The following is a 13,850-nucleotide window of genomic DNA, read 5'->3' on the forward strand; positions in this document are numbered from 1 at the left end:
ACACCCCCACCACACCCCCACGAGCACCCTGAGGTGTCGCCATGCCCTTCGACCCGTACACCGCCCTGAACGCCATGCTCCGCGCCGAGGTCTCCCGCTGCGCCCCGCCGGCCCGCCAGGCCGAGCCGGTGGCACCGGCGAAGGTCCCCGCCGCGTCCGCGGAGTCCGAGTCCGAACCCCAGCGCGGCACTCCCGCCGACTCCGCCGCGTAGGGGACGGGGCCCGACCCCGACCCGGAGGGGCGGCGCCGGTTCGCCGGCGCCGCCGCCGGCCTCGCCAGGGCGGCCCCCCGGCCGGGGGGCCGGCCGTCCGGCCGGCCGGGAGTACGGCTACTTGCGGTTGTAGAGCCGCATCGTGACGGGCCCGAAGACGAGGACCAGGAGGCCCGCCCACCCCAGTGACCAGGCGATCGCGGCCGCCGGCCACTCACCCGCCATCAGCCCGCGCACGGCGGTGGTGAGATGGGTGACCGGGCTGTTGTTGACGAAGGCCTGGAGCCAGCCCGGCATGGTGCTCGGGTCCACGAAGATGTTGCTGAGGAAGGTCAGCGGGAAGAGGACCATCATGCTGACGCCCATGACGGACTTCTCGCTGCGCAGCAGGAGTCCGAACATCGTCCACACCCACGAGAACGCGAACGAGAAGACGATCAGCAGCGCCACCCCGGCCAGGACGCCGACCACGCCGCCCGCCGGACGGAACCCCAGGGCGAGGCCGACGGCCAGCATCACGGCGGACGCGATCGTGTAGCGCAGCATGTCGCCGAGCAGGTAGCCCACCATCGTCGACGGCCGCCAGATCGGGAGCGTGCGGAAGCGGTCGAAGACGCCCTTCTCGATGTCGGTGTTGACGGAGACACCCGTGTACATCGTGATCATCACGATCGACATCACGAGGATGCCGGGCAGCAGGGTCTGGATGTACGTCTCCGGTGAGCCGGCCAGCGCACCGCCGAAGAGGTACGTGTACATCAGCACCATCATGATCGGGAACGCGGTGACGTCGAAGAGCTGCTCCGGGACGTGCTTGATCTTCAGCACGGCCCGCCAGCCGAAGGTCAGCGAGGTGGAGAGCGCGCCGGGGCGCGGCGGACGCCGGCCGGAGACGAGCAGCGCCGCGAGCTGGTCGGCGCGCGGGGCGGTGAAGTCCTGTTCACCGGTGCCGGGGGCGCCCGGGTCGGCGGCGTCGGTGCGGCCGTTCTGCTGGGTGTTGACGCTCATGTCGCCGCCCCCTTGTCGTCCGTGAGCGCGAGGAAGACCTCGTCGAGGCTGGGCTGGCCGAGCGCGAAGGTGTCGACCACGATCTCGGCCCGGGCCAGTTCGGCCAGGGCCGCCGCGGCGGACTCCGCGTCGTCGACACGGGCGGTCAGCGCGACGGGGTCCGGGTCGGGTGAGACGGTGTCGCCGAGCACCCGGGCCAGCACGCGGACGGCTTCGTCCCGTCGCGCGGGGTCCCGCAGCCGTACGTGCACGCTCCCCGAGCCGACGGATGCCTTGAGCTCGCCCTTGGTGCCTTCGGCGATGACCTTCCCGTGGTCGATGACCGCGATCCGCGAGGCGAGCTGGTCGGCCTCGTCGAGGTACTGGGTGGTGAGGAGGACCGTGGTGCCCTGGGCCACGACGGCGCGCACGATCTCCCAGACCTGGTTGCGGCTGCGCGGGTCGAGGCCGGTGGTGGGTTCGTCGAGGAAGAGGAGCTCGGGGGTGTTGAGGATGGAGGCGGCGATGTCGATGCGCCGCCGCATGCCGCCGGAGTACTGCTTGACCTGGCGGCCGGCGGCGGCGGAGAGCCCGAAGGCGTCCAGGAGTTCGGCCGCGCGGGCCCGGGAGGCGGGCCGGGAGTGGCCGAGCAACCGCGACAGCAGGACCAGGTTCTCGGTCCCGGTCAGGTCGTCGTCGACGGAGGCGTACTGGCCGGTGAGGCTGACCCGGCCGCGTACGGCGTCGGCTTCGCGGACGACGTCCTGGCCGAAGACGCGGGCCTCCCCGCCGTCCGGGCGCAGCAGGGTGGCCAGCATCTTCACCACGGTGGTCTTGCCCGCGCCGTTGGGCCCGAGCACGCCGTAGACGGTGCCGCGCGGGACCCGGAGGTCCACCCCGTCGACGGCTCGGTTGTCGCCGAAGGTCTTGACGAGGCCGGTGGTTTCGATCGCAAGGCCGGTGGAGCTCGTGGGACTCAGTCCTCGTGCGTGTAGTACCGGTAGAAGGCGATCGCTCCGACGCCCGCGCCGACGGCCAGGCCGATGCCGGCGGAGCGGAGCACGCTCGCGTCGGTGAGGCTGTGCAGGTAGCCGACGGCGATGCCGCCGAAGGCCCCGTACGCGGCGCCGTGGAGCTCGCGGGTGAGCCGCGGGCCGAGGCGGTTGAGGGCGAACATGACGGCGGCGAAGAGCGCGCCGCAGAGGATTCCGTAGAACACGTTGCCCGCGTCGACCGGGCCCATCCGGCGCTCGATGAAGGCGGCCCAGACTCCGTAGACGAGTCCGAGGAGCAGGGCGCGGGTGAGGGCGTTCCTGGCGGTGTGGTCCGCGTTCGCCGTCGACCGGTGGTGCCGCCGGGTGGCGGTGGGTGCCGCATGAGCCATGACGGGCTCCTCTCTCCCATCATCCAGGGCACACCCGCCACCGCCGGCCGGCAACTGGATCACGGGGCGGGGGGCGGCGTTGTCCGGTCGCGAGCCGGGCGCGCAGCGGGTCCGGGGCATCCAGGACTGCTCCGGCAAGGGTGGCGCGCGCCCGCGGCGCCACCCGCCCGCAGCAGCACCGGTCGCGCCCGGCGCCGCCCCGGCATTCCCTGGTGACGTGCGCACCATCCTGTCGGCGGTACTCATCGCGCTCGTGGCCCTGCTGGTGCCCGCGAGCGCCGTCGCGTACTGGGCCGACCGCGAGCTGGGCGACGCCGACCGCTACACCGCCGCCATGTCCCCGCTCGCCGCGAACCCGGCCGTGCGGGGAGTCGTCGTCACCCAGGCCACCCGGGCCCTCGCGGGGCAGATCGACGCCGGACCCTTCCAGCCCGGGGTGGACGCGCTGCTCGGCGAGGCCCTGCGCTCCTTCGCCGACACCGAGGCCTACCGGACCGCCTGGGACGCCGCCAACCGCGCCGCCCACGCCGCCTTCCTCGACGCGCTGACCACCGGCGACGGCAACGCCGTCAGCATCGACCTCGCGCCCGTCATCGACCGGATCAAGGGCGAGCTCGTCGCCGACGGCGTGCCCTTCGCCGACCGGATCCCGGTGAACCACCTCTCCGTGAAGGTCATGGAGTACGACAACCTCGGCGCGCTCCGGAAGGGCTTCCGCATGCTCCAGATCGCCGGCGTCTGGCTGCCCGTACTGACCCTGGTGCTCGCCGCCGCGGCCGTCGCCGTCGCCGTGCACCGCCGCCGCGCCGTGATGGCCACCGGGCTGGGGCTCGCCGTCGGCTCCGTCCTGCTGTGGATCGCGGTCGGCCTGTGCCGCCGACTGACCCTGGACGACCTGCCGCCCGACATCGACCGCGCGGCCGCGGCCGCGGTGTACGACGCCCTGACCGCGTTCCTGCGCACCACCGCCTGGGTGGTGCTGGCCGTCGGGCTCGCCGCCGCGCTCGCCGCCTGGCTGACGGGACGACTGCGCCGCACCCCATAAGCTCGGAAGATACCGACCTACGTAGAACCATGCGGAAAAGGGCGGAACAACCGATTCGCGAGCGGCCGCACGGAAGCGGGAATGAGCACCGAAGGCACCGACCCCATACCGTCCGGGCGCGCCCGGCACCCCGCGCCGACCCCGCCCGCCTGGCTGCTGAACGGACTCCGTCCCACCGGCGCGCCCATCCCCTGGGCCGCCGCCCTGCGCGCGGCGGTCGCACTGGCCGCGCCGCTCGCCGTCGGCTTCGCCCTCGGCGAGCCCGAATACGGGGCGCTCGTCTCCATGGGCGCCCTCTCCGGCGTCATCGGCGACACCGCCGACGCCTACCGGATGCGCGTCCTGAACATCGCCGTCCCCCAGCTGTTCGGCGCCGTCGGCGTGGCCCTGGGCACCCTGGTCTTCGGGCACGGCTGGGTCACCGTCGGTGTCCTCACCCTCGTCGCGCTGCTGTCCGGAATGATCTCCTCGATCGGCACGGTCGCCTCCGTGTCCGGTCTGCTGCTCCTGCTGAACGCCGTGGTGGGCGCCGGGCTGCCGATGCCCCGGCCGTGGTGGACGGCGCCGCTGCTGCTGAGCGCGGGCGGGCTGTTCGTCCTCGCGCTGACGCTGCTGGGCTGGCCGCTGCGGGGGCGGCGGCCCGAGCGGACCGCCGTCGCAGCCACCTACCGGGCCCTGGCCGACACGCTGGAGGCGGCCGACAGCCCCGCGTACGAGGAGCTCCGCCAGCGGCTCACCCAGACACTGAACCAGGCCTACGACCTCGTCCTGGGCCGCCGGGCGCGGTTCCACGGCCGCAGCCCCTCGCTGGTCCGGATGCTGGCCCAGCTCAATGCGGTGATCCCGCTCGTGGAGGCCGCGCCCGCCGCGCACCTGCGCGGCCGCCCGCTGCCGCCCAAGGTCCCCGCCGCCGTACGGGAGCTGGCGGCCGCCGTGGAGGAGGGCCGTACCGAGCCCCCCGCGCTCGCCCTGCCCGCGCCGCACGGCGAGGCCGAGCGCGCCCTCGACGCCGCACTGCGGCACGCGGCGACCGTCGTGCACCTCGCCGAACCCGACGTCTCCAACGTGGACGACCGGCTGGGACGCCCCGCCGCCCTGCGGGTCCGGGCCCGGCGGGCGGTACGCGACATGATGCTGTCCGAGGCGTCCTGGCGGTACGGGCTGCGGCTCGCGCTGTGCATCGGGCTCGCCCAGTCGCTCGTCTCGCTGATCGAGGTCGAGCGGTCCTACTGGGTGGCGCTGACCGTCACCTTCGTCCTCAAGCCGGACTTCGGCTCGGTGTTCTCCCGGGCCGTGCTGCGCGCGCTGGGGACGGCGGCCGGGCTGGTCGTCGCCGCCGCCGTGCTCGCCGAGGTGCCGCGCGGGTGGTGGGCGGTACCGGTGATGATGGTGCTCGGCGCACTGATCCCGGCGTTCTCCGCCAAGGGGTACGTCTTCCAGACCGCCGCGATCACCCCGGTGATCCTGCTCCTGTCCGACCTGCTCAACCACCAGGGCTTCGATCTGATCCGGCCCCGGCTGCTGGACAGCCTGATCGGCTGCGCCATCGCCCTCGTCGCCGGCTACCTGCTGTGGCCGGAGAGCTGGCACGCCCGGATCGGAGACCGCCTCGCCGACACCGTGGACGACGCGGCCCGCTACGTCGAGCGGGCGTTCGCGCCGGTCGCGGACGAGGCCGGGCACGCGGCCGCGCGCACCGCCCGGCTCCAGGCGCGGCGGCGCATCTACCGGGACCTGTCAGGCGTGCGCAGCGAGTTCCAGCGCGCCCTGACCGAGCCTCCGCCGACCGGGGCGCGGGCCGCCGCGTGGTGGCCGCTGGTGGTCGCCGTGGAGCGGATCGTGGACGCGACCACGGCCGCGCGGGTACGGGTCAACCACGGGGCGGCCGCGCCCCCGGCGGCCGAGGTCGAGGCCGTCACCCGGCACCTGCGGGAGTTGGCGCGGGAGGTCCGGAGCAGCCCGGTGCCGGTACGGGCGGAGGTGGCGGCGGAGTTCGACGGGACGAGCGTCCTGGCACCGGTCCACCAGGAGGTCGCGGCGGCCCGCGGCCTCGCCCGGCCGCCGTCCCGTACCTGAGGGCCGTCCCCCGAATGGGTCCGCGTCCCGGGCCGGGACGCCCCGTACGGGGCAGCATCGGAACATGCGCATCCCCCGCACCACGGCGGGCCCGGCCCTCGCCGCCCTGCTGGCGGCCACGGCCGGGTGCGCCGACGTGGAGGGGCTCCGCAGCGAGGGCGACCTGGGAACGGCGCACGCGCCGCAGACCCTGTGGAAGGAGTTCCGGCCGGCCCCGCCCGATCCCGGGCAGCAGTCCGGTAGCGCCGCCGTCGTCCCCGGCCTGCCCCGGGTGCCCGGCGGCGACATGGCCGGGGTGAACGCCCTCGACGTCGTACGCGCCGACATCACCTCCGCCACCGCCCGGGACGGCGGCTCCGGCCGCCTCGTCGACCCGCGGGCCGTCCAGCGGCTCGCGCTCTGCACCCGGGCCGCGGACGGCGGTCCCAACTGCCCCGTCCGCCCGGCCGTCCTGCACGACCTGACCGGCAACGGCAGGAAGGAGCTGATCACCGCCCTGGACATCGACGGCCGGACCAGCGAGCTGCGCGTCTACACCGTCCAGGCCGACGGCCGGGTCGCCCGCATCCTGAACCGGCACGGAGTCCTGGAGGGCGTGGAAGTGGCCGCCGAGCACCTGGCGGTCCGCGAGCCGACCTCCAATCCCGCCTACGTAGCCGTCTCCGACTACGTGTGGGACCCGCGGGCCGCGACCATGAACCTGTCGCAGCTCACCCTCGACCAGTGCCACGGCGCCGGCGACTCCGGCACGGGCGGGACGCCGTGCGGGCCCTGAGCAGTCTGCGGTGGCGGATCGCCCTGACCACGACGGCGGTGTGCTGCCTGGTCGCCGCGGCGCTCGGAATCCTCGTGCACAACGTGGTGGCCCGGCAGGTCGTCGGAGAGGTGCGCAAGGAGGTCAACGCGGACCTGGACCACGCCCTCGGCCACTACGAGTACGGCACCGCCCACGGCGACGTGAACGCCGCCCTGGACCCGCCCGACCTGCCCCGGCCGCTGCGCGCGCTCGTCGCGGACGGGAAGACGGGCAGCATCGTCGGCGACCGCGCGGGCAAGCCCGTCATGTGGGCCGCCGGCCCCGCCGACGGGAAGCCGCTCGCGGTCTGGATCCCGTACGGGAGCACCCGGGACCGGCTCCGGGACATCGACACGGCAATCCTCGCGTCCTCCGTGCTCGCCGCGGGAGTGGTGGCACTGGCCGGCCTGTTCCTCGCCAACCGCATCAGCCGGCGGCTCACCACCACGGCCGCCGTGGCCCGCCGGATCAGCGCCGGGGACCTCGACGCCCGGGTCGGCCTGCCGCCCGACCGGGAGGACCGGGCCGCGGACGAGGAGGCGCGGCCGGCCCGCTCCCGGGACGAGGTACGGGACGTGGCGCAGGCACTGGACTCCATGGCCGGCTCCCTCCAGGGGCGGTTGGAGGCGGAGAAGCGCTTCACGGCGGACGTCGCCCACGAGCTGCGCACCCCGCTGACGGGTTCCCTGGCCGCCGCCGCCCTGCTCCCGGAGGGCCGGCCCAAGGAGATGATCAACGATCGGCTCAGGGCCCTGCACCTGCTCACCGAGGACCTGCTGGAGATCTCCCGGTTGGACTCGGGCGTGGAACGAGCCGATCTCGCCCAGCTGGAACTCGGCCGGGCGGTCCGGCGCGCCGTCGCGGGCAGCGGTTACGAGGCCTCGGTGCGGGTGGTCCGGGACGCCGTGGTGCTCACCGACCGGCGGCGCCTCGACCGGATCCTGGCCAACCTGCTGGCCAACTCCCACCGGCACGGCCGCCCGCCGGTCGAGGTGACCGTGGAGGGCCCTGTCGTGGTCGTCCGCGACCACGGCCCCGGCTACCCGCCCGAGCTGATCGAGCACGGGCCGCGGCGCTTTCGCACCGGTGATCCGGGCCGCGGGCGCGGCCACGGGCTGGGTCTCACGATCGTGGCGGGACAGGCCGGGGTCCTGGACGTCTCCCTGCAGTTCGCCAACGCGCCGGACGGCGGCGCGACGACCACCCTGCGCCTGCCCGTCGGCCGCCTGAGCGGGAGCTGACGGCGCCGGGGCGGATGTTTCACGTGAAACACCCGCCCCGGCGCCCTGCTCGCCGCCCCGTCGAACCGCCGGCTCAGACGCCGATGTTGCGGCCGTCCTTGCGCCATACGGACACGACCGCCGGGCGGACGAGCTTGCCCGGCCCGTCGGGCCACGCCGACTTGGGGTTCTCGACCGAGGCGCCGTCGAGCTCCCCCGGGTGCTGGACGGCGACGAGGACGCGCTTGTCCTGGATGAGCGGGCCGCAGGTCTCCGCGCCGCGCGGAACCGTCAGGAACTGCTTCAGCTCGCCCCGGCGGTCGCCGGCGGTCGCGACACCGAACAGCCCGTCGTGGGAGCCGAGCTGGTTGCCGTCCGTGGAGATCCACAGGTTGCCGTGCGGGTCGAAGGCCACGTTGTCCGGGCAGGAGATCGGGCTGACCTTGTCCTTCGGGAAGCCCGCGAAGTAGGTGGCCGGGTCGTTCGGGTCCCCGGCGACCAGGAAGAGCCGCCAGGCGAAACCGTCACCGGCCGGATCGTCGAAGTTCTCGGCGAGCTCCAGGATCTGGCCGTGCTTGTTGAGGTTGCGCGGGTTGGCCTCGTCCGCGCCCGGCTTGCCGGCCTTGCCGCGGTCGGTGTTGTTGGTCAGCGCGACGTACACGCGACCCGTGCGCGGGGACGGCTCGACGTCCTCGGGGCGGTCCATCTTGGTGGCGCCCACCGCGTCGGCGGCCTGGCGGGTGAAGACGTACACCTCCTCGGCGGTCATGCCCTCGACGTGCGAGACGTTGCCGGTGGCCAGCTTGATCCACACACCGGAGCCGTCGAACTCGCCGTCGTCCGGGAGCTTGCCCGCGCCGTCGAACCGCTCGGCCGGGGAGTCGCCCGTGAGCTTGGCGACGTAGAGGGTGCCCTCGTCGAGGAGCGTGAGGTTGTGCTCCTTCGCCGCCCGGCTGCCGCCCTTGCGCATCTGCTTGCTCGACACGAACTTGTAGAAGTAGTCGAAGCGCTCGTCGTCGCCCATGTAGACGACGGGACGGCCGTCCTCGGTCAGGCGGGGTTGCGCGGCCTCGTGCTTGAACCGTCCGAGCGCGGTGCGCTTGCGGGGTACGGAGTTCACGTCGTACGGGTCCAGCTCGACGACCCAGCCGTGCCGGTGCGACTCGTTGGGCTCCTGGGCCACGTCGAAGCGCTTGTCGAACCGCTCCCACTTGCGCTCGGTGGCACCCGAGGTGATGCCGTAGCGCTTCAGGCGGGCCGCCTGGGCGGGGTCGGTGACCTGGCCGGCGTTGGCGAAGTACTGGTTGAAGTTCTCCTCGCCGTGCAGGGTGGTGCCCCAGGGGGTGGTGCCGCCCGCGCAGTTGTTCAGGGTGCCGAGCACCTTGGTGCCGGTGGGGTCGGCCGAGGTCTTCAGCAGCGCGCCGCCCGCCGCCGGACCGGTCATCCGGAACTCGCTGGTGGCGGTCAGCCGGCGGTTGAGGTGGTGCCGGGAGACGGCCGTCAGCCTGCCGCTGCGGTGGTCCTCCTGGACGACGACCACGGACAGGCCGTGCGCGGCCCAGGCGATCTCGACCTGCTCGCGGGTGGGGTTGGCCGCGTCGTAGGCCTTGAACATGAGCTGCTCGTCCGTGTACTCGTGGTTCGCCACGAGCAGCTGCTGGCGCTCGTAGTCGCCGCCGAGCGGGAGCAGGCTCAGGAAGTCGTTGTTGTAGCCGAACTGGCCGGCCTGCGCGGCAGCGGTCTGCCGGTCGGGGTGGAAGGCGGGAGCGCCCTTGATGATCGGGTCGCCCCAGCGGATGACCACGTTCTGCTCGTGGCCCTCGGGGACGGTGACCCGGTCGTCGGTGTTCGGCGCGACCGGCTTGAAGCGAAGGCCCCGGGCGCCCGCGGCGTTGGCACCGGAGGTGCCGGCGGCTTCGGTGGCGGGGGCGGCGTTGGCGGTAGGCCCGCCGTCGCCGCCCAGGGTGACCGCGGTACCGGCGGCGGTGGCGACCGTGACGACGGCGGCCGAGCGCAGCATGGACCGGCGGGAGTACGCGCGGGCTATGACATCGCCGGCGTACTCGTTGTCGCTGGTGTTCGGCACCTCGTGGAAGCATGCGTCGCCGCAGCGGTAGCGGCAGGTGAGAGCGGAACGGCCGCCCCCATGCGGGTTGCCGATGAGCGGCAGGAGCTTGCGCACGAATGTCCTCCGAGTAGCTGCGTGGGCGCCGACAACGTGTCGGGACGATCCAGCCGCGACGGTAGGCGCGGGTTGCGCCGAAGCGGCGGCGCGGGGATGAACGGCTGGTGAACCCGGCACGGCGGGGCGGCAGTTCTGCGGGCGTGGGGGCTTCCTGGGATCCGGGCGCCACGAAAGGCGACCCTGACGAAGATCCAGCCGAGCGGCCGATAACCTTACGTGTCCACTCTGGGCAGGGATCATCCGCGCAGCACGGACAAATGACGTACGCACTCATGCGAAAGGCCTGGCCCATGGGTATTCGGAGCTTGTTGCGCAAGGTGTTCGGACGATCTGCCGAGCCGGTTCCGGAGACGTCGACCGCTCATTCGGCGGCCGTCCCGAACCAGGCGGAACGCAACCCCCTGGACGCTGCCGCCGAACTGGTGGCGGCATCCTTCGACAACCCGACGGTTCCGCCGCAGTCCGCTCCGCGCGACCGCGAGCCGGGCACCGTCCTCACCGCCCCCGCCCCCGCCCCCGCGGCGGATTCCACCGTCCCGGAGGCCCGGCGCTCGTCGCCGGCGGCGGGCGGTCGCGACGCCACCGACGCCACCGACGCCGAGCGCGTACCGGCCCAGGCGGACGCCCCCGCGGAACCGGCCGAGACCGCGCCGCGCACGCAGGACGCGGCCGACGCGGCCGACGACCGGGCACCCGCCGCCGCGCCGGAGCCCGCCCGGGCCGAGGCCGCGCCGGAGCAGACCGCGGCCGAGCCGGCAACCGCCGGGACGGACACCGCCCCGCAGGCCGAGCCGGAGGCCCCCCGGGCCGAAGCCGACCCGCAGGCGCAGGAAGCCCCTGCCGCCCCGGTGGTCACGGCCCCCGCAGCCGAGGTTGAGACCGAGGCCCCTGCGGCCGTGGTCGAGGCAGACGCCGCCGTGGTCGAGACCGAGGCCCCCGTGACCGCGGCCGAGACCGAGGCCCCCGCCGCCCCCGTAGCGGAGGCCGAAGCCGGCCCCGTGGCCGAGGCCCCCGCCGCCCCCGAGCTGGAGGTCCACGCCGCCCCCGAGGCCGTGGCCGAGGCCCCCGCCGCCCCCGTGGCGGAGGCCGAAGCCGCCCCCGAGGCCGAGCCCGAGACCCCCGCCGCCCCCGTAGCGGAGGCCGAAGCCGCCCCCGAGGCCGAGCCCGAGACCCCCGCCGCCCCCGTGGCCGAGGAGCAGGTGGCCGCCGCCGAGCCGGTGGCCGCCCGAGCCGAGGCCGAGCCCGAGGCCGGGCCTGCGCCCGAGGCAGTCGGCGCCGAGGCGGCAGCCGCCTGGTCCGGGGCCGCTGTGCGGCGCCGGGCGCCCGGGTTGGCCGGGGCGTACAAGGCCGCCGGGCAGGTGCTGCGGAGCAAGGGCAGGACCGGGGCCCGTGCCAAGGTGTACCTCGTCCTGGACCGGTCCGGATCGATGCGCGGGTTCTACAAGGACGGCAGCGCCCAGTACCTCGCCGACCACGCCCTCGCCCTCGCCGCGCACCTGGACGACGCGGCCACCGTGCACACGGTGTTCTTCTCCACGGACGTGGACGGCGCCGCCGACCTCTCCCTCGACACCCACGGCGACACCTGGGTCGAGGACCGCCACGCCGAGTTCGGCCGGATGGGCCGCACCAGCTACCACGTGGCCGTCGAGGCCGTCGTCGAGCACTACCGGAAGGACGGCGGCGAGGGCCCGGCCCTGGTCGTCTTCCAGACCGACGGCGCCCCCGACAACCGCCAGCCCGCCAAGGCCGCCCTGGTCGAGGCGGCCGCCGCCGCCCCGGAGATCCACTGGCAGTTCGTCGCCTTCGGCGAGCACGACGGCAAGGCCTTCGACTTCCTGCGCAAGCTGGACACGGGGAACGCCGGGTACTTCCACGCCGGTCCCGCCCCGCGCGAGCTGACCTCCGCCGCCCTCCTCAAGGGCGTCCTCGGGCGGTTCTGACCCGGCGGAGACCATGACGGCATGACGGCCGAGAGGCCGGGACGGCCGAGACAGCGGAAGGGCCCGGGATCGGATCCCGGGCCCTTCCGTGCGACGGTCGCCCGCGCGGTGACCGCGGGCGACCGCCGTGACTACCGCGCGGCGTCCGGGTGCACGGCCTCGGTGACCGGCTTGGCGTCGGCCGCCTTCGTCTCCACCGGCTTGCGCAGGGCGATGTTCAGCTCGCGCAGGCGGGTCTCCTCCAGCACCGTCGGCGCGCCCATCATCAGGTCCTGGGCGTTGCCGTTCAGCGGGAAGGCGATGGTCTCGCGGATGTTCGGCTCGTCGGCCAGCAGCATCACGATGCGGTCCACGCCCGGGGCGATGCCGCCGTGCGGCGGGGCGCCGAGGCGGAAGGCGCGCAGCATGCCGGCGAACTCGCGCTCGACGGTCTCGGCCTCGTAGCCGGCGATCTCGAAGGCCTTGAGCATGACCTCGGGCTCGTGGTTGCGGATGGCGCCGGAGGACAGCTCGATGCCGTTGCAGACGATGTCGTACTGCCACGCCAGGATGTCCAGCGGGTCCTTCTCCTCCAGGTCCTTCATGCCGCCCTGGGGCATCGAGAAGGGGTTGTGGGAGAAGTCGATCTTCCCCGTCTCCTCGTCCTTCTCGTACATCGGGAAGTCGACGATCCAGCAGAAGCGGAAGACGTTCTCCTCGAACTGCCCCGCCCGCTTGGCGGCCTCGACGCGGACGCCGGACATGATCTTGGAGACCTCGTCGAACTCGCCCGCGCCGAAGAACACCGCGTGGCCGGCCGCGAGGCCCAGCCGCTCGGTGAGGACCTTGACGTTCTCCTCGGTGAGGAACTTGGCGATCGGGCCGGTCAGCGCGCCGTCCTCGCCCACGCGGACCCAGGCCAGGCCCTTGGCGCCCAGCGAGATCGCGTACTCGCCCAGGCCGTCGAAGAACTTGCGCGGCTGCCCGGCGGTGTCCGGGACGGCCAGCGCGCGCACGTGCTTGCCGGCGAACGCCTTGAACTCGGAGCCCTCGAAGACGTCGGTGATGTCGACGAGCTCCAGCTTGGCGCGCAGGTCGGGCTTGTCGTTGCCGTACTTGAGCATCGACTCGCGGAACGGGATCCGCGGGAACGGGGAGGTGACCTCGCGGCCGTTGCCGAACTCGGTGAAGAGCTCCGTCATCAGCCGCTCGATCGGCTGGAAGACGTCCTCCTGCTCGACGAAGGACATCTCGACGTCGAGCTGGTAGAACTCGCCCGGCGAGCGGTCGGCGCGGGCGTCCTCGTCGCGGAAGCACGGCGCGATCTGGAAGTACCGGTCGAAGCCGGAGATCATCAGCAGCTGCTTGAACTGCTGCGGCGCCTGCGGCAGGGCGTAGAACTTGCCCGGGTTCAGACGGGAGGGGACGACGAAGTCACGGGCGCCCTCGGGGGAGGTCGCGGTGAGGATCGGGGTCGCCATCTCGTTGAAGCCGAGGGCCACCATCTTCGAACGGATCGAGGCGATGACGGCCGAGCGCAGCATGATGTTGCGGTGCATGCGCTCGCGGCGCAGGTCGAGGAAGCGGTACTCCAGGCGCCGCTCCTCGTTCACCCCGTCGTCGGTGTTGATCGTGAAGGGCAGCGGGGCCGAGGCGCCGAGCACCTCGACCTCGGAGACCTCGATCTCGATCTCGCCGGTGGGCAGCTCCGGGTTGACGTTGTCCGCGCCGCGGGAGACGACCTTGCCGTCGATCCGGACGACGGTCTCCTTGGTGACGCTGCTGAGGGCCTCGTTCGCCGCGGTGCCGGGGCGGGCCACGAGCTGCGTGATGCCGTAGTGGTCGCGCAGATCGATGAAGAGGATGCCGCCCAGGTCTCGACGGTTGTGCAGCCAGCCGCTCAGCCGGACGTCGGAGGCGACGTCGGAGGCACGGAGCTCGCCGCACGTGTGGGACCTGTACCGATGCATCAGTCATCCAGTTCTACGCGATACCAGGGTGGATTCAACCGTCCCAAGGTTAC

The 13,850-nt window shown here is 73.6% G+C and carries 11 protein-coding genes; 6 read left to right on the forward strand and 5 right to left on the reverse strand.

What is annotated here, in order from left to right; all coding sequences use genetic code 11:
* The first annotated feature begins 41 nt into the window (after positions 1 to 41).
* Complete coding sequence (locus ACFWUQ_RS19415) at positions 42 to 212, forward strand: hypothetical protein (RefSeq protein WP_384539282.1); 171 nt, start codon at positions 42 to 44, stop codon at positions 210 to 212.
* Between the two features lie 117 nt (positions 213 to 329).
* Here ACFWUQ_RS19415 and ACFWUQ_RS19420 read toward each other — a convergent pair whose 3' ends face one another.
* From ACFWUQ_RS19420 to ACFWUQ_RS19430, 3 genes are read right to left on the reverse strand one after another with little or no spacing between them, the layout of a single operon-like run.
* Complete coding sequence (locus ACFWUQ_RS19420; protein ID WP_384539284.1) at positions 330 to 1,220, reverse strand: ABC transporter permease; 891 nt, start codon at positions 1,218 to 1,220, stop codon at positions 330 to 332.
* Positions 1,217 to 2,179, reverse strand: coding sequence for an ATP-binding cassette domain-containing protein (locus ACFWUQ_RS19425; RefSeq protein ID WP_384539325.1), 963 nt, complete (start codon positions 2,177 to 2,179; stop codon positions 1,217 to 1,219). Before ACFWUQ_RS19425 ends, ACFWUQ_RS19420 begins: the two co-directional genes overlap by 4 nt.
* On the reverse strand, positions 2,176 to 2,583 hold the full coding sequence (locus ACFWUQ_RS19430; RefSeq protein WP_384539286.1) for a hypothetical protein: 408 nt from the start codon (positions 2,581 to 2,583) through the stop codon (positions 2,176 to 2,178). The genes ACFWUQ_RS19425 and ACFWUQ_RS19430 overlap by 4 nt, the downstream gene beginning before the upstream one ends.
* Positions 2,584 to 2,800: 217 nt before the next feature.
* Here ACFWUQ_RS19430 and ACFWUQ_RS19435 point away from each other — a divergent pair, with 217 nt between their 5' ends.
* The 4 genes from ACFWUQ_RS19435 (at position 2,801) to ACFWUQ_RS19450 (ending at position 7,741) form a co-directional block, all read left to right on the forward strand.
* Entirely contained in the window at positions 2,801 to 3,628 is an 828-nt protein-coding gene (locus tag ACFWUQ_RS19435; RefSeq protein ID WP_384539288.1) for a hypothetical protein, read from the forward strand.
* Positions 3,629 to 3,709: 81 nt separating this feature from the next.
* Complete coding sequence (locus ACFWUQ_RS19440; protein WP_384539289.1) at positions 3,710 to 5,704, forward strand: FUSC family protein; 1,995 nt, start codon at positions 3,710 to 3,712, stop codon at positions 5,702 to 5,704.
* Between the two features lie 64 nt (positions 5,705 to 5,768).
* Positions 5,769 to 6,479: a hypothetical protein gene (locus tag ACFWUQ_RS19445; RefSeq protein ID WP_384539291.1), complete on the forward strand. Its 711-nt coding sequence runs from the start codon at positions 5,769 to 5,771 to the stop codon at positions 6,477 to 6,479.
* Positions 6,428 to 7,741 carry a sensor histidine kinase gene (locus ACFWUQ_RS19450; protein WP_384539293.1) on the forward strand — a complete coding sequence of 438 codons (1,314 nt, stop codon included), beginning with the start codon at positions 6,428 to 6,430 and terminating at the stop codon, positions 7,739 to 7,741. Before ACFWUQ_RS19445 ends, ACFWUQ_RS19450 begins: the two co-directional genes overlap by 52 nt.
* Positions 7,742 to 7,814: 73 nt before the next feature.
* Here ACFWUQ_RS19450 and ACFWUQ_RS19455 read toward each other — a convergent pair whose 3' ends face one another.
* A complete protein-coding gene (locus ACFWUQ_RS19455) occupies positions 7,815 to 9,902 on the reverse strand; it encodes a PhoX family protein (protein ID WP_384539294.1) in 2,088 nt (695 codons plus the stop codon).
* 320 nt (positions 9,903 to 10,222) lie between these two features.
* Here ACFWUQ_RS19455 and ACFWUQ_RS19460 point away from each other — a divergent pair, with 320 nt between their 5' ends.
* The gene (locus tag ACFWUQ_RS19460; RefSeq protein ID WP_384539295.1) at positions 10,223 to 11,848 is read left to right on the forward strand and encodes a VWA domain-containing protein; all 1,626 of its coding nucleotides are present in this window, start codon (positions 10,223 to 10,225) and stop codon (positions 11,846 to 11,848) included.
* A gap of 131 nt (positions 11,849 to 11,979) precedes the next feature.
* On the opposite strand, the gene aspS is transcribed toward ACFWUQ_RS19460, so the two are convergent.
* On the reverse strand, positions 11,980 to 13,797 hold the full coding sequence (aspS, locus tag ACFWUQ_RS19465; protein ID WP_384539297.1) for an aspartate--tRNA ligase: 1,818 nt from the start codon (positions 13,795 to 13,797) through the stop codon (positions 11,980 to 11,982).
* Positions 13,798 to 13,850: the final 53 nt, after the last annotated feature.

This window comes from Streptomyces sp. NPDC058662, from assembly GCF_042716255.1.
GTDB lineage: Bacteria > Actinomycetota > Actinomycetes > Streptomycetales > Streptomycetaceae > Streptomyces.